General features: G+C 70.5%; 16 protein-coding genes and 1 pseudogene. 12 read left to right on the top strand and 5 right to left on the bottom strand.

Annotation, left to right across the window (positions count from 1 at the left end; genetic code table 11):
- Nucleotides 1–161 precede the first annotated feature (161 nt).
- Nucleotides 162–698: a SigE family RNA polymerase sigma factor gene (locus IZR01_RS38380; protein WP_194900052.1), complete on the bottom strand. Its 537-nt coding sequence runs from the start codon at nt 696–698 to the stop codon at nt 162–164.
- 196 nt (nt 699–894) lie between these two features.
- Nucleotides 895–1,623 (bottom strand): SDR family oxidoreductase, encoded by a 729-nt coding sequence (locus IZR01_RS38375; protein ID WP_194926716.1) that lies wholly within the window; start codon nt 1,621–1,623, stop codon nt 895–897.
- Nucleotides 1,624–1,688: 65 nt separating this feature from the next.
- Here IZR01_RS38375 and IZR01_RS38370 point away from each other — a divergent pair, with 65 nt between their 5' ends.
- Nucleotides 1,689–2,033: a MerR family transcriptional regulator gene (locus IZR01_RS38370; RefSeq protein ID WP_194900054.1), complete on the top strand. Its 345-nt coding sequence runs from the start codon at nt 1,689–1,691 to the stop codon at nt 2,031–2,033.
- A gap of 97 nt (nt 2,034–2,130) precedes the next feature.
- Here the strand turns inward: IZR01_RS38370 and manA are convergent, their stop codons facing one another.
- Both manA and IZR01_RS38360 read right to left on the bottom strand, forming a co-directional pair.
- Nucleotides 2,131–3,369 (bottom strand): mannose-6-phosphate isomerase, class I, encoded by a 1,239-nt coding sequence (gene manA / locus IZR01_RS38365; protein ID WP_194926715.1) that lies wholly within the window; start codon nt 3,367–3,369, stop codon nt 2,131–2,133.
- 26 nt (nt 3,370–3,395) lie between these two features.
- On the bottom strand, nt 3,396–4,382 hold the full coding sequence (locus tag IZR01_RS38360) for a heme o synthase (protein ID WP_194897831.1): 987 nt from the start codon (nt 4,380–4,382) through the stop codon (nt 3,396–3,398).
- 301 nt (nt 4,383–4,683) lie between these two features.
- Between IZR01_RS38360 and tkt the strand changes: the two genes are divergently transcribed.
- The 6 genes from tkt (at nt 4,684) to IZR01_RS38330 (ending at nt 12,781) form a co-directional block, all read left to right on the top strand.
- Nucleotides 4,684–6,810, top strand: a complete 2,127-nt coding sequence (gene tkt, locus IZR01_RS38355) for a transketolase (protein ID WP_194926714.1) — start codon at nt 4,684–4,686, stop codon at nt 6,808–6,810.
- A gap of 27 nt (nt 6,811–6,837) precedes the next feature.
- Complete coding sequence (gene tal, locus IZR01_RS38350) at nt 6,838–7,938, top strand: transaldolase (protein ID WP_194926713.1); 1,101 nt, start codon at nt 6,838–6,840, stop codon at nt 7,936–7,938.
- 92 nt (nt 7,939–8,030) lie between these two features.
- The gene (zwf, locus tag IZR01_RS38345) at nt 8,031–9,563 is read left to right on the top strand and encodes a glucose-6-phosphate dehydrogenase (protein ID WP_194897834.1); all 1,533 of its coding nucleotides are present in this window, start codon (nt 8,031–8,033) and stop codon (nt 9,561–9,563) included.
- Nucleotides 9,560–10,699: a glucose-6-phosphate dehydrogenase assembly protein OpcA gene (locus tag IZR01_RS38340; protein WP_194897828.1), complete on the top strand. Its 1,140-nt coding sequence runs from the start codon at nt 9,560–9,562 to the stop codon at nt 10,697–10,699. Before zwf ends, IZR01_RS38340 begins: the two co-directional genes overlap by 4 nt.
- Nucleotides 10,696–11,484 (top strand): 6-phosphogluconolactonase, encoded by a 789-nt coding sequence (pgl, locus tag IZR01_RS38335; RefSeq protein WP_194897827.1) that lies wholly within the window; start codon nt 10,696–10,698, stop codon nt 11,482–11,484. Before IZR01_RS38340 ends, pgl begins: the two co-directional genes overlap by 4 nt.
- Before the next feature lie 178 nt (nt 11,485–11,662).
- On the top strand, nt 11,663–12,781 hold the full coding sequence (locus tag IZR01_RS38330; RefSeq protein WP_194897826.1) for an ABC transporter substrate-binding protein: 1,119 nt from the start codon (nt 11,663–11,665) through the stop codon (nt 12,779–12,781).
- A 92-nt stretch (nt 12,782–12,873) separates the two neighbouring features.
- Here the strand turns inward: IZR01_RS38330 and IZR01_RS38325 are convergent, their stop codons facing one another.
- Nucleotides 12,874–13,311, bottom strand: a complete 438-nt coding sequence (locus tag IZR01_RS38325; protein WP_194897825.1) for an acyl-CoA thioesterase — start codon at nt 13,309–13,311, stop codon at nt 12,874–12,876.
- Nucleotides 13,312–13,395: 84 nt separating this feature from the next.
- Between IZR01_RS38325 and IZR01_RS38320 the strand changes: the two genes are divergently transcribed.
- The 5 genes and pseudogenes from IZR01_RS38320 to IZR01_RS38300 all read left to right on the top strand — a co-directional run.
- Nucleotides 13,396–14,115 carry a nitroreductase family protein gene (locus IZR01_RS38320; RefSeq protein WP_194897824.1) on the top strand — a complete coding sequence of 240 codons (720 nt, stop codon included), beginning with the start codon at nt 13,396–13,398 and terminating at the stop codon, nt 14,113–14,115.
- Between the two features lie 127 nt (nt 14,116–14,242).
- Entirely contained in the window at nt 14,243–15,817 is a 1,575-nt protein-coding gene (locus IZR01_RS38315) for a DHA2 family efflux MFS transporter permease subunit (RefSeq protein WP_194897823.1), read from the top strand.
- On the top strand, nt 15,792–16,454 hold the full coding sequence (locus IZR01_RS52675; protein ID WP_323747227.1) for an acyl-CoA-like ligand-binding transcription factor: 663 nt from the start codon (nt 15,792–15,794) through the stop codon (nt 16,452–16,454). The genes IZR01_RS38315 and IZR01_RS52675 overlap by 26 nt, the downstream gene beginning before the upstream one ends.
- Nucleotides 16,455–16,474: 20 nt before the next feature.
- Nucleotides 16,475–17,032 carry a DUF4262 domain-containing protein gene (locus tag IZR01_RS38305; protein WP_194926712.1) on the top strand — a complete coding sequence of 186 codons (558 nt, stop codon included), beginning with the start codon at nt 16,475–16,477 and terminating at the stop codon, nt 17,030–17,032.
- A gap of 404 nt (nt 17,033–17,436) precedes the next feature.
- A pseudogene (locus IZR01_RS38300) lies at nt 17,437–17,940 on the top strand (O-acetyl-ADP-ribose deacetylase); the annotation flags it as partial.
- Nucleotides 17,941–18,073 lie beyond the last annotated feature (133 nt).

Genomic DNA, 18,073 nt, shown 5'->3' with positions numbered 1-18,073 from the left:
GGCCGCGACCCCCAGCACCGCCGCCATGCTCAGCCCGCCGGTGAGCGCCCTGGTCCGGTTCCGGTGCGCCCGCGCCCCCGCGAACACCGCCGCCGGGCCGCCGCCGATCGGCGGTTCCTCACCGATCCCCGCTCCCAACACATCCCTGATCTCGTTCTCGTTCACGCCGAGGCTCCTTCCGAGCCGATCCCGAGGCCGAGCCGGTCGTCCTGGAGTACCGTCCGCAGCGCGGCGAGCGCCTTGGAACACTGGCTCTTCACGGTGCCCGGTGAGATGTCGAGCAGCGCCGCGGTCTCCTCGATGCTGCGGTCCTCCCAGTAGCGCAGGACGACCGCCGCACGCTGCCGAGGTGGCAGCCCGCGCAGCGCCGAGAGCACCGTGAGCTTGACGTCGCTGTCCCCGGCGGTGCCGTCGACCACCTCCAGCGGCTCCGCCCACAACCTCTCCCGGCGCCGCCACAGCCGACGGTTCTCGTCCAGGAACAGCCGGAGCAGCACCTGCCGCGAATACGCGTCCAGGCTGTCCACCCGGTGTCGCCGCGCGACCACCACGACCTTGACCAAGGTGCCCTGCACCAGGTCCTCGGCACGGTGCCAGTCCCCGCACAGCAGGTACGCCGTGCGGCGCAGCGCCAGATACCGCCCTTGGACGAACTGCTCCAGTTCGTCCTCGACGGCCGCCTTGTCTCCCCGCGCCATGGACTGTCCCCTCCGACCGGCTCAATCTTCTGTCACCGGTCCTTGAGGGGTCGGCCCGGGTCCCGGGTTGCCCGGTCCGACCGACTTCTTTCCGAAGCGGCCGCGACTCGCCGAACGCGACCGCCACCTCAGGACGTGGTCCTCGTCAGAACGTGGTCCTGGTCAGAACGTGGTCCTAGTCAGAACAGGGCCCTCGTCAGAACGTGGTCGCCGCGAGCGCTTCGTAGAAGGGACGCGGGTCCGCCGCGAGCGCCGCCTTGACCGAGCGACTCCAGTCGTCCACCAGCACCTCCCACGCACCGGCCTCGACCCCGTCCAGCGCGGCGCGGGCGACCTCGACCGGCGCGAGCTTCGCGCTGTCGAACCCGGCGCTCATATCGGTGTCGGCCAGTCCCAGGTGCACCCCGGTGACCAAGGTGCCCTGGTCGGCGAGCTCCAGGCGGACGCTGTTGACCATCGCCCACGCTGCGGCCTTGGCGACGTGGTAGGCATTGGCGCCGGGATGGGCGAACCAGGACATCGCCGACAGGACGTTCACCACCGCACCGCCGCCGTTGCCTCCCAGCACCGGCGCGAACGCCCGGACCATGTTCAGCGACCCGAACAGGTGGGTCTCCAGCTCGAACCTGATCTGGTCCAGGTCCCCGGCCACCATGTCCTGCCAGGTATTGGAACCCGCGTTGTTGACCAGCAGCGTGACGTCCGGCGCCGACTCGGCGACCCGGCTCGCCGCGGCGGGGTCCGTGATGTCCAGGGCGAGCCGTTCGACGCGGCTCGCGTCCAGACCGTCGAGGTCTATCTCCTGCGGCCGTCGTGCGGTGGCGTAGACCTTGGCGGCACCGCGGTCGAGCAGGTGCGAGGTGAAGGCGCGGCCCAGGCCGCGGTTGGCACCGGTAACCAGTGCGATCGATCCGTTGATCTCCATGGGGACTACGCTAAAACCTGACGCTAACGTCAGAGGCAAGTCGAGACTGGACGGGAGGCCGGCAGATGCGGATCGGGGAACTGGCGACACGATCGGGCGTCAGCGTCCGCGCGCTGCGCTACTACGAGGAGCAAGGGCTGCTGATCGCAGAGCGCAGTATCTCGGGTCAGCGCCACTACCCGGAAACAGCCCTCGAGAAGGTCGGCTTCTTCCAGGACATGTACTCCGCCGGGCTGACCAGCAAGAGGATCGCCGAGCTGATGCCGTGCTTCAACACCGGCCACACCGACGCCGAGCAGCGCATCATGCTCCGCACCGAGCGCGACCGCATCCATGAGCGGGTCACCCAGCTCACGTCCGCGCTACGCCGACTGGACGAGGTCATCGCCGTCGCCGACACCCATCCGTGACGCGCCCTGACGCAGCTGGCACTGTCAGCAGCCTGCGGCGGTCAAGGGCGCCCGGACCGACACGGTCCGGGCGCCCTCGCTCACCTCTCCAAAGCCGCTAGACCCCCGGTGCGGCCACCACCAGATCAGCCAGCCCCGAAACCTCGACCCGCCCCTCCCGCGCCGGCACGAAGCAGGACTCCCCCTGCGTCAGCGTCAGCGCACCCCGGGTCCCGCGCAGCTCGACCTCGCCGGACAGCGCCAGCACGATCCGCGGCCCGGTGCCGGGCAGTTCCGCGCGCAGCGTGGTCTTGGTGTCGAGCGTGGCGTGGTAGAGCCGGAACTCCGGCGCCGGGGTGTCGAACTCGACGACGCCCACGCCGATGGCCGTGCCGTGCCGGACCGGGACCGGCACCGAGGCGTCCATGACCCGCAGCAGCTCGGCGACGTCGATGTGCTTGGGCGTCAGGCCGGCCCGCAGCACGTTGTCGGAGTTGGCCAGCAGCTCGACGCCGGTGCCGCGCAGGTAGGCGTGCAGCCCGCCGGCCTCCAGGAAGATCGCCTCGCCCGGCTCCAGCACCACCCGCTTCATCAGCAGCATGGCCACCAGGCCGATGTCGCCGGGGAAGTCCTCGGCGACCCGCAGCACGGCCGCGAAGTCCTCGGCCAAATCCTCGGCCAACTCCCCGGCCGAGAGTTCGGCGGACTCGCCGCCCTTGTCGGCTCCGGCCCGGCAGGCCTCGACGACGCTGGCCACCAGCTCCCCGCGGGTGTCCGCCGGCCACTCCAGCAGCCGGCCGATCGCCGCGGCCACGGTGGCCGGCTCCGGCTTGTCGGCCAGCTCGGCCCGGACCGGCTCCAGCGCCTGGGCACCCAGCGCCACCACCGCCGCGAGCACACGCTCGGCGTCCTCGGCGCTCCGGCACCCGGCCAGCGCCTCGAAGGCGGTGAGCGCCATCAGGATCTCCGGCTTGGGCCAGTCGTCCGCGTAGTTGCGGTCCGGGTCGCCGGCCGGCAGCCCGCGCTCCTGCTCGGCGGCGTACCCGGCCTCGGCCTGGGCCCGCGTGGGATGGGTCTGGATGGACAGCGCCTTGGCCGCCGACAGCACCTTGAGCAGGAACGGCAGCCGGTTCTTGAACCGGGCGGCGACCTGCGGGCCGAGCATCCCCACCGGATCGGCGGAGACGAAGTCGAGCAGGGTCGCCTCGCCGCCGTCGATCCGGGACGGCGCGGTCGGGTGCGCGCCCATCCACAGCTCGGCCTCCGGCTGCCCGGAGGGCTCGCGGCCTAGCAGCTCGCTGATGGCGCTGGGCGATCCCCAGGCGTAGTGCTGGGTGGTGTTGGTGAGCCGATACACGCTTGAAGGCTAGTGGACCAGGGCCCTCAGTGGACGAGAGGGCTCACCGCGGCCGCCACGAACAGCAGCGCCAGGTACATGTTCGAGAAGTGGAACAGCCGCATCGGCAGCAGCGCCGCCCCGTCCTTGCCCGAGCGCGCCCGCAGGTCCAGCCGGTGCGCCTCGACCAGGAACACCACGCCCAGCACGGCCGCGGCGATCGGGTAGACCAGGCCGGTGTGCCCGATCGGCCACAGCAGCAGCGAGCAGGCCACGGTCGCGTAGGAGTACCAGACGATCTGCTTGGTCACCTCGCGGGCCGGGGCCACCACCGGCAGCATCGGCACGTTCGCCAGGGCGTAGTCCTCGCGGTAGCGGATGGCCAGCGCCCAGAAGTGCGGCGGCGTCCACAGGAACACGACCATGAACAGCACCACCGGCGCCCACGCCAGCCGGTCCGTCGCCGCGGTCCAGCCGATCAGCGCCGGGAAGCAGCCGGCCGCGCCGCCCCAGACGATGTTCTGCGGAGTGCGCCGCTTGAGCACCATCGTGTAGACGAGCACGTAGAAAGCGTTCGCCAACAGCGCCAGGCCCGAGGAGAGCCAGTTCACCGCGAACCCGAGCCACAGGGTGGACACCACCCCGAGCACGAGCCCGAACACGAGCGCGTCCTTGGGGGTGACCGAGGCGGCCGGCACCGGACGGCGCCGGGTGCGGCGCATCTCGGCGTCGATGTCGCGGTCCACGTAGCAGTTCAGCGCGTTGGCGCTACCGGCGGACAGGTAGCCGCCGATGGTCACGGCGATCACCGGCCACAGCCCCGGCACATGGCGCAGCGCCAGGAACATCACCGGAATGGTGGTGACCAGCAGCAGCTCGATGATTCGTGGCTTGGTCAGGGCGACGTACGCCTTGACGACCGCCATCGTTTGCCCACCGCGGACTTCGCCGACCGGCTCCACAGAGGGAGTGACGGTCCGGGACGGAGCCGTGGCCGGGGGAGTCTCGACCGTGGTCAAAAGCCCGTCCTCCATGGATGCCTGATTCGGACAACACGCAACTTTAAACCGTCCCCCTAGGCGCTCTTGCGGCGGGTCGCCTTATCGCGCGTCGAGTCGCCGCCGCGCCGCCCACCGCGGGTATCCGAGTACTTCACCACTCGGCGTTCACTAAGGGTTAGCCCGGCCGTACGTTCTCACCTGCTGACTCGGAACGCGGGGCCCCTGAGGTCCGAGTAGGCTGGCGAAACGAGATCTGAATCATGTTGCGCAGAGGTCCCACCAGCTGTACCCGAGCGTGGGGCCTCGGCGCGTGAACTGCGAAGGAGCGCTTCCGGTGAGCACCGCAAGCACCGCAACCCCGTTCGAGTGGACCGACTTGGACAAGCGCGCTGTGGACACCGTCCGAGCCCTGGCCATGGACGCCGTCCAGAACACTGGTAACGGCCACCCTGGGACCGCGATGTCCCTGGCTCCCGCGGCCTACCTGCTCTTCCAGCGGCACCTTCGCTTCGACCCGGCCGACCCGCACTGGGTCGGCCGGGACCGTTTCGTGCTGTCCTGCGGCCACTCCTCGCTGACCCAGTACATCCAGCTCTACTACGCGGGCCTCGGTCTGGAGCTCGACGACCTGCGGCACTTCCGGAAGTGGGGCTCGCTCACCCCGGGCCACCCGGAGTACGGCCACACCGCCGGCATCGAGGTCACCACCGGCCCGCTGGGCCAGGGCCTGTCGAACTCGGTCGGCATGGCGATGGCGGCCCGCTACGAGCGCGGCCTGTTCGACCCGGACGCGGCGGCCGGCGGCTCGCCGTTCGACCACAAGATCTACGTCTTCGTCTCCGACGGCGACCTGGAAGAGGGCATCACCGGCGAGGCGTCCTCGATCGCCGGGCACCAGAAGCTGGGCAACCTGATCGCCGTCTACGACGACAACCACATCTCGATCGAGGGCGACACCAAGGTGGCCTTCGGCGAGGACGTGCTGCACCGCTACGAGGCCTACGGCTGGCACGTGCAGCACGTGGACTGGCTGTCCGGCGGGGAGTACCACGAGAACGTCCAGGAGCTGCACCAGGCCCTGCTGGCCGCCGAGGCGGAGACTGACCGCCCCTCGATCATCCGGCTGCGCACCATCATCGGCTGGCCGGCCCCGAACCTGCAGAACTCCGGCAAGGCGCACGGCGCCGCGCTGGGCGAGGCCGAGGTCGCGGCCACCAAGAAGGTCATGGGCATGGACCCGGAGAAGACCTTCGACGTCGCCGCCGACGTGCTCGCGCACGCCCGCCAGGTCGGCGCGCGCGGCGCGGTCGCGCACGCGGCCTGGGACGCCGAGTTCGCCGCCTGGCGCACCAAGAACCCCGAGCGCGCCGCCGACTTCGACCGGATCGCCGAGCGCGAGCTGCCGGCCGGCTGGGCCGCCAAGCTCCCGACCTTCGAGCCGGGCAAGGACGTGCCGACCCGCAAGGCCTCCGAGGCCGTCATCCAGGCGATCGCCGAGTCGGTGCCGGAGCTGTGGGGCGGCTCGGCCGACCTCGCGGAGTCGAACCTGACCACGATCAAGGGCGGCAAGTCCTTCCTGCCCTCGGTCTACGGCGAGACCGAGTTCGGCGAGTCCAGCCCCTACGGCCGCATCCTGCACTTCGGCATCCGCGAAGCGGCGATGGGCGCGATCCTGAACGGCATCACGGTCCACGGCAACACCCTGCCGTTCGGCGGCACCTTCCTGGTGTTCTCCGACTACATGCGCCCGACGGTGCGCCTGGCCGCGCTGATGAAGCTGCCGGTGACCTACGTCTGGACGCACGACTCGATCGGCCTGGGCGAGGACGGCCCGACCCACCAGCCGGTGGAGCAGGTGGCCTCGCTGCGCCTGATCCCGGGGATGACGATGGTCCGCCCGGGCGACGCCAACGAGACCGTCGGCGCCTGGAAGGCCCTGATGGAGAAGCACACCGGGAACGACGACCACGGCCCGGTCGGCATCGCGCTGACCCGCCAGGGCATCCCGACCTACGACCACGAGGCGCTGAACTCCTCGCTGGACGCGGTCGAGGGCACCGCCAAGGGCGGCTACGTGCTGGCCGAGGCCAGTGCCGGCGCCCCGAAGGTGATCCTCATCGGCACCGGCTCGGAGGTGCAGCTGGCGATCCAGGCCCGCGAGGCGCTGGAGGCCGACGGCATCCCGACCCGCGTGGTCTCGATGCCCTCCACGGAGTGGTTCGAGGAGCAGGACGCCGCCTACAAGGAGTCGGTCCTGCCGACCGCCGTGAAGGCCCGCGTCTCGGTCGAGGCCGGGGTCGGCGCCGGCTGGAAGCAGTACGTCGGCGACGCCGGCCGCAGCGTCTCGCTGGAGCACTTCGGCGCCTCGGCCGACTACAAGACGCTGTACCGCGAGTTCGGCATCACGGCGGAAGCCGTCGAGGCCGCGGCCCGGGAATCCCTGGCCGCCGCAGGCGCTTGATTTTTAGGTGAAGAGGGAGATGACGAGATGACGAGCAAGAACCTGGACGCGCTGTCCGGAGCCGGTGTCGCGATCTGGCTGGACGACCTGTCCCGCAAGCGCCTGCAGACCGGCAACCTGGCCGACCTCATGGCCCAGAAGAACGTGGTCGGGGTGACCACCAACCCGACGATCTTCCAGAAGGCGATCGTCGGTTCCGAGGTCTACACCGAGCAGCTGAAGGACCTCGCGGTGCGCGGGGTCACCGTCGACGAGGCGATCCGCATGATCACCACCGCCGACGTCCGGGCGGCGGCCGACGTGCTGCGCCCGGCCTACGACGCCTCCGACCGCCAGGACGGCCGGGTCTCGATCGAGGTCGACCCGCGCCTGGCGCACTCCACCGTGCCGACCGTGGCCGAGGCCAAGCAGCTGTGGTGGCTGGTGGACCGGGAGAACCTGTTCATCAAGATCCCCGCTACCCGCGAGGGCCTGCCGGCCATCACCGAGGTGCTGGCCGCCGGCATCAGCGTAAACGTGACGCTGATCTTCTCGCTGGAGCGCTACCGCGCGGTGATGGACGCGTTCCTGGCCGGGATCGAGCAGGCCAAGGCGAACGGCCACGACCTGGGCAAGATCGCCTCGGTCGCGTCGTTCTTCGTCAGCCGGGTCGACACCGAGATCGACAAGCGCCTGGAGAAGCTGGGCAACACCGAGCTGCGCGGCAAGGCCGGCGTCGCCAACGCCCGCCTGGCCTTCGAGGCCTACGAGGAGGTCTTCACCTCCGACCGCTGGAAGGCCCTGGCCGCCGCCGGCGCCAAGCCGCAGCGCCCGCTGTGGGCCTCCACCGGCGTGAAGGACCCGGCGTACGTGGACACCATGTACGTCGACGACCTGATCACCCGCGGCGTGGTGAACACCATGCCGGAGGCCACCCTGGACGCCGAGGCCGACCACGGCAAGCCGGTCGAGGACTCGATCCGCGGCTTCTACGCCGACTCGCACAAGGTGCTGGCCGACCTGGCCGCCGCCGGCGTGTCCTACGACGACGTCGTCCAGCTGCTGGAGGACGAGGGCGTGGACAAGTTCGAGGTGTCCTGGAAGGAGCTCCTCGAGGCGGTCCAGGGCGAACTGGACAAGCTCCGGTGAGCCCTTTGCCCAAATACCCGAAGCCAGCGGTGGACAAGGGCCACCAGGGCTATCAGCTCTCGCAGGCGGAGAAGACCCTCCTGTCGCACGAGCTGGCGCCCGAAGGCGCGGCGAACCCGCTGCGCGACGCCGCCGACCGCCGGCTGCCGCGCATCGCCGGGCCCTGCGGCCTGGTGATGTTCGGCGTCACCGGCGACCTGTCCCGCAAGAAGCTGATGCCGGCGATCTACGACCTGGCCAACCGCGGGCTGCTGCCCCCGGGCTTCGCCCTGGTCGGCTTCGCCCGCCGGGACTGGGCCGACCAGGACTTCGCCGAGGAAGTACACCTGGCGGTCAAGGAGCACGCGCGGACCCCGTACCGCGAAGAGGTCTGGCGCCAGCTCTCCGAGGGCTTCCGCTTCGTCTCCGGCGAGTTCGGCGACAAGCAGGCCTTCATGGAGCTCAAGGACACCATCGACAAGCTGGACGCCGAGCGCGGCACCAACGGCAACCACGCGTTCTACCTGTCGGTCCCGCCGAAGTTCTTCCCCGGCGTGGTCGAGCAGCTGCACGAGGTCGGCCTGGACCAGGGCCCGGAGGGCTCCTGGCGCCGGGTGATCATCGAGAAGCCGTTCGGCCACGACCTGGCCTCGGCCCGCGAGCTGAACGCCATCGTGGACTCGGTGTTCCCGCCCAAGTCGGTCTTCCGCATCGACCACTACCTGGGCAAGGAGACGGTCCAGAACATCCTGGCGCTGCGTTTCGCCAACGAGATGTTCGAGCCGATCTGGAGCCGGGACCACGTGGACCACGTCCAGATCACGATGGCCGAGGACATCGGCATCGGCGGCCGGGCCGGGTACTACGACGGCATCGGCGCGGCGCGCGACGTCATCCAGAACCACCTGCTCCAGCTGCTGGCGCTGACCGCGATGGAGGAGCCGGTGTCCTTCGACGCCGACGCCATCGCCGCGGAGAAGACCAAGGTGCTCTCGGCCATCCGGCTCCCGGACGACCTGGACACCTACACGGTCCGGGGCCAGTACGCCAGCGGCTGGCAGGGCGGCGAGAAGGTGGTCGGGTACCTGCAGGAGGACGGCATCTCGCCGGACTCCACCACCGACACCTACGCCGCGGTGAAGCTGGAAGTGAACACCCGGCGCTGGGCCGGTGTCCCCTTCTACCTGCGCACCGGCAAGCGTCTGGGCCGGCGCGTCACCGAGATCGCGGTGGTGTTCAAGCGCTCGCCGTTCCTGCCCTTCACCCCGACGCAGACCGAGGAGCTGGGGCAGAACGCCCTGGTGATCCGGGTGCAGCCGGACGAGGGCGTGACCGTGCGCTTCGGCTCGAAGGTCCCGGGCACCTCGATGGAGGTGCGCGACGTGAACATGGACTTCGCCTACGGCGAGGCGTTCACCGAGTCCTCCCCGGAGGCCTACGAGCGGCTGATCCTGGACGTGCTGCTGGGCGACGCCCCGCTGTTCCCCCGGGTCGCCGAGGTCGAGCTGGGCTGGGAAGTCCTGGACCCGATCGAGGAGTACTGGGACGAGCACGGCAAGCCCGAGCAGTACACCTCCGGCACCTGGGGTCCGGCCAAGGCGGACGAGATGCTGGCCAAGGACGGACGGAGCTGGCGGCGGCCATGATCAAGCACCTGGATTCCACCACCTCGGCGAAGATCGCCAACGCCCTGATCGACATCCGCAAGGAGGCCGGGGCGGCCACCACCGGCGCGGTCCTGACCCTGGTGATCGAGACCGACGAGCGGCACCACTACTACGCCCTGCGGGCCGCGCGCGAGGCCTCGCGCGCGCACCCCTCGCGCATCCTGGTCGTCATACCGCATCCGGAACAGCCCTTCTCCGGGCTGGACGCCGAGGTGCGGGTGGGCGACGAGATGGGCCCGGGCGAGGCCGTGGTGATGCGGCTGAACGGCGAGCTGGCGGCGCACGCCGACGCCGTCGTACTGCCGCTGCTGCTGCCGGACACCCCGGTGGTCACCTGGTGGCCGGCCGAGTCCCCGGAGGACCCGGCCGCCTCGGCGCTGGGCAAGCTGGCGATGCGCCGGATCACCGACGCCTCCGGCACCCACCAGCCGATCCCGGTCGCCGACCGGCTGCGCGGCTACTCCCCCGGCGACACCGACCTGGCCTGGACCCGCTGCACCCCGTGGCGCTCCATGCTGGCCGCGGCCCTGGACCAGCTGCCGGCCACGGTGGGCAGCGTCAAGGTCACCGCCGAGGTGGACAACGCCTCCTCGACGCTGCTGGCGGTCTGGCTGGGCTGGCGCCTGGGCGTGCCGGTGACGCTGTCCACCGACACCGGCCCGGGCATCACCGGCGTGCACATGGGCACCGACAAGGGCGAGATCAGCCTGACCCGCCCGGACGGCATGCTGGCCGTGCTGTCGATGCCCGAGCAGCCCGACCGGCACGTCGCGCTCAAGCGCCGCGAGCTGGCCGACCTGCTCACCGAGGAGCTGCGCCGGCTCGACGTCGACGAGACGTACGAGGAGGTGCTGCGGCACGTCACCGAGCAGGACGCGGCGGCCATCGAGAAGATGCAGCCGACCGCCCCGCAGAAGTCGACGATCACGGTGACCGCCGAGCCCGACAAGGGCCCGCTGGGCGAACTGCCGAAGGAGTCGGTCGAGCGCGAGCAGGAACTTCAGAACCTCGCCATCGACGAGCCGCTCGGCCAGGCCGGCGCCAAGCCGGACGACAAGCCGAGCGACAAGCCCGCCGACAAGGCCGCCGCCAAGCCCGCGGACGGCGCGCCATGAGCGCCACTCCCGTGGTCATCGTCCACCGGGACGCGGAAGTCCTGGCTCAGGCGGTGGCGGCGCGGCTGATCACCCGGGTGGCCGACGTGCAGGCGCTGCGTGGCGCCGCGCACGTCGTCCTCACCGGCGGCACCGTCGGGACCAAGTCCCTGGCGGCCGTCGCGGCCTCCCCGGCGCGCGGCGCCGTGGACTGGTCCCGGGTCCAGCTGTGGTGGGGCGACGAGCGATTCCTGCCGACCGGCGATCCCGAGCGCAACGAGACCCAGGCCCGCGCGGCACTGCTGGACGGCCTGGTCGCCGAGGGCCTGCTGCCGGCGGAGAACATCCACGCGGTGCCGGCCGCCGACACCGCGGGCTTCACGCCCGAGGAGTCGGCGGAGCAGTACGCGGCGACGCTGGCCGACTTCGCCCGCGAGGGCGCGGACGTCCCGGCCTTCGACGTGCTGCTGCTCGGCATGGGCCCGGACGGCCACATCGCCTCCCTCTTCCCGGGCCACCCGGCCCTGTACGAGGAGAAGCGCAGCGTGGTCGGCGTCCACAACTCGCCGAAGCCCCCGCCGCTGCGGGTCTCGCTGACCCTGCCCGCGATCCAGTCGGCCGCCGAGGTCTGGGTGGTCGCGGCCGGCACGGAGAAGGCGAAGGTCACGCACCTGGCGCTGTCCGGCGCCGGACCGGTGCAGATCCCGGCCGCCGGGGCGCGCGGGCGCGGGCGCAGCCTGTTCCTGCTGGACCGGGCCTCGGCTTCGGAGCTGCCTTCGGAGCTGGCGCCTTACTCGCTGAGCTGAGGCGCTGGGCTGAGCCGGTCAGAACACTGTGTACCGCCGCTGATCTGTACTTGATAACAAATCTGTACTTGATAACAAATCTGTACTTGTTAACAAATCGGTACTCGTTAACAAGGGTCGGATCAGCGGCGGTCTTCTTTCTCTCTCCCAGCAGCGGCCGACCGCATACGATCAGCCTATGAATACGCCGCCTTCGCCCATCCGCATCGGCGCGCTCGTTCCCCTGAGCAAGCCGGGCTGGGTCGAGGCCGGCCGCCACCTGCTCGCCGGTCTCGAACTCGCGGCCGGCGAGGCCGGCCTGATCGACGGCCGGCCGCTGGAACTGCTGGTCCGCGACACCGCCGCCGACCCGGCCCAGGCCGCGGCGGCCGTCGACGAGCTGGCCGACCTGGGCGTGGCCGCCTTCGTCGGCGAGTACCACAGCGTCGTGGCCCGCTCCGCCGCCGCCCGCGCCGACGCCCTCGCCCTGCCGTTCCTTTGCTCCTCAGCGGTCCTCGACGCGCTCACCGAGCAGCCGACCGACTGGGTCGCCCGCATCGCCCCGGCCCAATCCCGCGGCTGGCGCGTCTACGCGGACTTCCTCCTCAAGTCCGGCCACACCCGCATCGCCGTCGCCACCCAGCCCACCGTCTACTGGGCCTCCGGCACCCGCATCCTGCGGGAGCACCTGGCCGCCCGCGGCGGCACCCTCATCGAACTCGACATGAGCCCGCTCGACGCCGCAGCGGTCTGCGACGCCCTCGCCGACCACCGCGCAACAGCCCTGCTGCTCCTGGTCGGCACCCCGGAACCCGCCGTTCCGATCGTTCAGGCCGTCCGCGCCGACCCCCGCCTCGCCGACGTCCTCATCGGCGCTCCCGCCGGTCAGCCCGAGTTCGCCGAGTGGCATTCGCTGCTCGGCAGCGACGGCACTGCGATCCCGTTCCTGCGCTACCTCCCCGAACACCTCACCCCGCTCGGCACGCGAGTCGAGGCTGCGCTGCGCGAGCGGCTGGGAGCCGCACCATCCTTCGTCGGCTTCGAGGGCTACGACACCATCGCCACCCTCGCCGAAGCCCTGCGCTTCCACGGCACCGGCCACGGCACTGACGCCGGCACTAACACCAGCCCCGGCTCTGGCACCAGTCCCGGCATCGCCGAAGCCTGGCCCCACATCTCCATCGAAGGCACCCGCGGCCGAATCCAGTTCTCCCGAGTGCCGGGCATCAGCGTCTGGCAGTGGGCATGGCCACCGATCCAGGTCGCCGACCGCGATCCGGCCGCGCCCGACCGCTTCCGCGTGCTCGCCTCCGACTGAAGACACCTACTCCGCTCCGGCTGAAGGCGCCTACTCCGCCCGCGCCCCACCGCGCGGATCGGGGTTAGCTGCCTTCCAGCCGCCACCGCCGCCTATTCGACCCCGCGCTCGTGGATCCGCCGGAACTCCTCCGACCACGGCACCGGCCGCCGATCCGGCCCGGTCCGCACAATCGTCCGCCGCCCGACCGCGTGCACCACACCGCCGTCCCCGACGAACCGGAACTCGTACACGCAGCTCGTCGTCCCGAGCTTGGCCAGCCGCAGCTCCACGTCCAGCTCGCCGACCCCGTCGACCGGCACCCGGAACTCGACCTCGTACGCCTTCACCAGATGCCGCATGTCCGGCCCGTCGATCAGCTCCGGACGGCTCTCGTACCAGGTGCTCAGGGCCCGCTCGGCGTGCACCGCGTACCGCGCGTTGTGCAGCACGCCCACCTTGTCGAGCTCGTCGAACCAGACCCGGGTACGGAACACGTGCAGCGGCGGCTCGACCCCGCCGGCCTCAACACCGGTCTCCACATCAGTCACCCCATCAGCTGTACCTCACCGGCCGCCGCCGACCCCCGCCCAGACCGCGTGATTCCAACCACACCCCCGCCTACGCTGAACGGCATGACAGCCTTCGACCAGGGCCCTGCCACCCCCGTCGGCAGCCGGAGCCACACGCATCCGTTCCTGCCGTTCCACCCCGAACGCCTCGACCAGGCCGAGGCCATCCGCCGCGGCGCCGAGTTCCACCAGCATCTGGAAGCCCGGCGCAGCGTCCGCTTCTTCTCCCCCGACCCGGTCCCAGCCGAGATGATCGAGCTGGCCGTGGCCGCCGCCAACACCGCGCCGTCCGGCGCGCACCAGCAGCCGTGGAAGTTCGTCGCCGTCGGCGATCCAGCGCTCCGGCACCGGATCCGCGAGGCCGCCGAGCACGAAGAACACATCAACTACGAGGGCGGCCGACTCCCGGAGGCCTGGCGGGAAGCGCTCGGGCCGCTGGAGACCGGCTCCGACAAGTCCTATCTGGACACCGTCCCGTGGATCGTCGTCGCCTTCGCCGAGAAGAGCACGCCGATGCCCGACGGCCGACTGCGCAAGAACTACTACGTCAACGAGAGCGTCGGTATCGCCTGCGGCCTGTTCATCGCCGCCCTGCACTCCATGGGCCTGGCCACGCTGACCCACACGCCCAACCCGATGGCCTTCCTCACCGAGATCCTGCGGCGCCCCTCGACCGAGCGCCCCTACATCCTGTTCCCGATCGGCTATCCGGCCGCCGACTGCGAGGTCCCCGACCTCGCCCGCAAGCCGCTGAACTCGGCTTTGGAGTTCTTCCAGGAGTGATCCGGCGAACGACCCGCCACTGATCCGCCGCTGACCCACCACCACTAACCGTCCCGGCCCTGTTGCCTCCGCAAAATTCTGAGAGTAGCTTTCATTTAGCAGTTGCTTTCAAGAGGAGGGGACTATCATGATCGAGTCGACACCGGGGGTGGCGGCACCGCCGACAGCGGACAGCCGCAAGTGGTGGGCGCTCGGCGGCCTGGCACTGAGCCTGCTGGTCGTGGGCCTTGACCTGACCGTGCTGAACGTCGCGCTGCCCACGCTCAGCACCTCGCTCAAGGCCTCGACCAGCCAGCTCCAGTGGTTCGCGAACTCCTACAACCTGGCCATGGCGATCGCCCTGCTGCCCGGCGGGCTGCTCGGCGACCGCTTCGGCCGCAAGCGGATGCTGGTGATCGCGCTGACCGCGTTCGGCGTGGCCTCCGGCTTCTGCGCCTTCGCCACCTCCTCCGGCGAGCTCATCATCTGGCGCGCGGTGCTGGGCCTGGGCGCGGCCCTGCTGATCCCGCTGAGCATGAGCGTGCTGACGGTGCTGTTCACGCCCGAGGAACGGCCGCGCGCCATGGGCATCTGGGCCACCGCCAACATGCTCGGCATCCCGCTCGGCCCGATCCTGGGCGGCTGGCTGCTGGACCACTACTGGTGGGGTTCGGTGTTCCTGATCAACCTGCCGGTCGTGGTGATCGCCCTGCTCGCGGTGCTGTGGCTGGTCCCGGAGTCGAGCGCGCAGACCAAGCCGCGCATCGACCTCCCGGGCCTGGCGGCCTCGGCGATCGGACTGGCCGCGATCACCTACGGCCTGATCAAGGCCGGGGACGCCGGCTGGGGCTCGGCGCAGGCACTGGTCCCGATGATCGGCGGACTGGTAGTGCTGGCCGGGTTCGTGCAGTTGCAGCGCCGCCCCCAGCAGACCCTCATCGACCTGGAGCTTTTCCGGGCGCGCGGATTCACCTGGGGCACGATCCTGTCCACGATCGTCAGCTTCGCGCTGTTCGGCCTGATGTTCACGCTGCCGCAGTTCTACCAGGCGGTCGAGGGCGCCGACGCGTTCGGCACCGGCCTGCGGCTGCTGCCGATGATCGCCGGCCTGATGGCCGGTGTCCGCATAGGCCAGCCGTTCCTGAAGAAGGTCGGCGCCGGCCCGCTGATCGGCACCGGATTCGTCCTGCTCACCGTCGCGCTGGCGATCGGCACCACCACCGGCGTGCACGACGGCTACGGCTACATCGCGTTCTGGCTCACCATGGGCGGTGTGGGCGTCGGCCTGGCGATGCCGATCGCCATGACCGCCGCCCTGGACGAGCTCACCCCCGAGCGCGCCGGCGTCGGCTCCGGCCTGCTGATGACCATCCGCCAGATCGGCGGCACAGTCGCGGTGGCGGTCCTGGGCACCGTCCTGAACAGCCAGTACCGCAGCCACCTGGCCCCGGCCACGGCCCACCTCCCGGCCCCGCTCGCCGACGCGGCCACCCGCAGCGCCGGCTCCGGCGTCGCGGTAGCGGCCAAGCTCCACTCCCCCGCACTCCTGGAGTCGGTCCGATCCTCGCTGGTGCACGCCACGAGCATGACGATGTGGGTCAGCACCGGCTTCGCCCTCGTCGGCGTCCTGGCCGCCACCCAACTGCCCCGCCGGGCCCGAGTCTCCACCGCACCGGCCGAGGCAGCAGAATCGACTGGTGATCTCCTCAATGCCGCCGACTGACCCGCCTCCCGCCGCGCCCACCGCCCCAGCACCGGTGGGCCTGCGGGAACGCAAAAAGGCGCAGACCCGCACCGCGATCCAGCACCAGGCCATGCGCCTGTTCCGCGAGTCGGGCTACTCGGCCACCACGATGGAGCAGATCGCAGCCGCGGCCGACGTATCCCCCAGCACCCTCTACCGCTACTTCCCGACCAAGGAAGACCTGATCCTCCAGGACGACTACGACCCACTACTGGCCGCCGCATTCCGCGCACAACCCCGCGACCTGCCGACCCTGGAGGCATTCCGCGCGGCCGTGTTCCAGGCCATGGCCCAGATCCCACGAGAGGACCAGGAGGAAGCCCTCGAACGGGCCTACCTCGGCTACACCATCCCCGAAGTCCGCGCCCGCGCCATGGACCACATGCTCGTCACCGCCAACATGCTCGCGAACCTCTTCGCCGAACGCCTGAACCGCGCGCCAGACGAACTGGAAGTCAAGGTCCTGGCCGGCACCGTAATCGGCGCCCTCCTGGCCGCCCAGGAACTCTGGATCGCCGACCGAAGCCGCAACTTGTTCCTCCTCCTGGACCGCGCCCTACAGTGCCTCATAAACGGCCCCGGCGACCTGGCGCCCGCCGACTCGCAAGAAGCCTGACACCCGGTAGCCTTCAGCGCGTGGATATAGAACCGACCCCCTGCCACTGCCTCCTGTGCCAGCCCCCAGCCCTCGACGAGGCCCACTGGGACCCCCGCGACCGCGAGATCGCGACCAACGTCCGCGCCCACGGCTGGCACACCATGGGCGTGACCAGCCACGAGACCCCCGACTGGGCGTACTCCATAGGCATGTGGCACAGCAACGGCGGCTTCGACATCTGCATCACCGGCCTCCCGGCAGAAAACGCCATGGCCCTAGTCGCCAAAATAGCCCGCCAAGTCCAAGACGGCCGAGGCCTCGGCCCCGAGAAGCGCCGCCAAGGCGTCATCGACGGCTACGAAGTAGCCACCCGCCCCGTACACCCCACCTGGTACCCCGCCATGTTCGGCGCCGGCCTGGACTACTTCCAGACCCCACCATGGCCCATGCTCCAGGCAGTCTGGCCAGACCGCGCAGGCCGCTTCCCCTGGGAGAAGGGCGCCGACCCGGAGAAGCGGGACCAGCAGCCCTTCCTATGGCTGGCTCGGGACGAACATCCCGAAAGCATGTGGGTGACTTCTTCGCTGAGCTTGTAGCGGGACTCACTCTTCGCGCGCTAATCGCTTCGCCCGCACTGCTGCTTTGCCTGTCTGCGCCCTGCTGCATCGCGCCCTATCTCGCACTACCCGTGCCAGCTCTGCTGCTTTTCGCCGCTCTGCCGCTCTGCCGCTCTGCCGCTCTGCCGCTCTGCCGCTCCACCGCTCTGCCGCTCCACCGCTCTGCCGCTCCACCGCTTTGCCGCTCCACCGCTTTGCCGCTCCACCGCTTTGCCGCTCTGCCGCTTTGCCGCTCTGCCGCTTTGCCGCTCCACCGCTTTGCCGCTTTGCTTGTGTGCATGTGCACCCTGCTGCCGCGCGCTATGTAAACCGTTCACTGGCTCACTGCCTGCTTTTCCGCTTTCCAGTTGCGCCTCCCCGCCCACCGTTGACAGCATCGCGCCATGTCCACGCCCCACCTCGCCCTGGCCCGCGGCGACATCACCAAGCAGAGCACCGACGCGATCGTGAACGCGGCCAACTCCTCCCTCCTCGGCGGCGGCGGAGTAGACGGCGCCATCCACCGCGCCGGCGGCCCGCAGATCCTCGAAGCCTGCCGCGCCCTCCGCGCCTCCCACTACGGCCGCGGCCTCGCCACCGGTCAAGCCGTGGCCACCACCGCCGGCCGCCTCCCCGCCCACTGGGTCATCCACACCGTCGGCCCGGTCTACAGCAGAACCGAGGACCGCTCCGAACTCCTAACCTCCTGCCACACCAACTCCCTCGCCGTCGCAGACTCCCTCGACGCCAAAACGGTCGCCTTCCCAGCCATCTCCACCGGCATCTTCGGCTGGCCGCTCGACGACGCCGCGCGCATCGCCATCGCAGCCATCCGCGCAGCAACGACCGACGTCGAGGAGGTCCGCTTCGTGCTCTTCAACGAGGCTGCCTACCAGGCCTTCGAGGACGCAATGCAGCGAGGGTTCCAAGGTCAAGGTCCGCGCCGTACAGGGCACGGTGCTGCTGGGACTCGTCGGCGCCGCCGGTGCCTACGTCGGCTTCGAGAAGACCGTCCACCTGACCGTGGACGGCCAGGAACGC

The sequence above is a fragment of the Catenulispora pinisilvae genome (assembly GCF_015356865.1).
Classification (GTDB): Bacteria; Actinomycetota; Actinomycetes; order Streptomycetales; family Catenulisporaceae; genus Catenulispora; species Catenulispora pinisilvae.
Note: the sequence above shows the minus strand (reverse complement) of the source record. Positions and strands in the feature narration are given on the sequence as shown.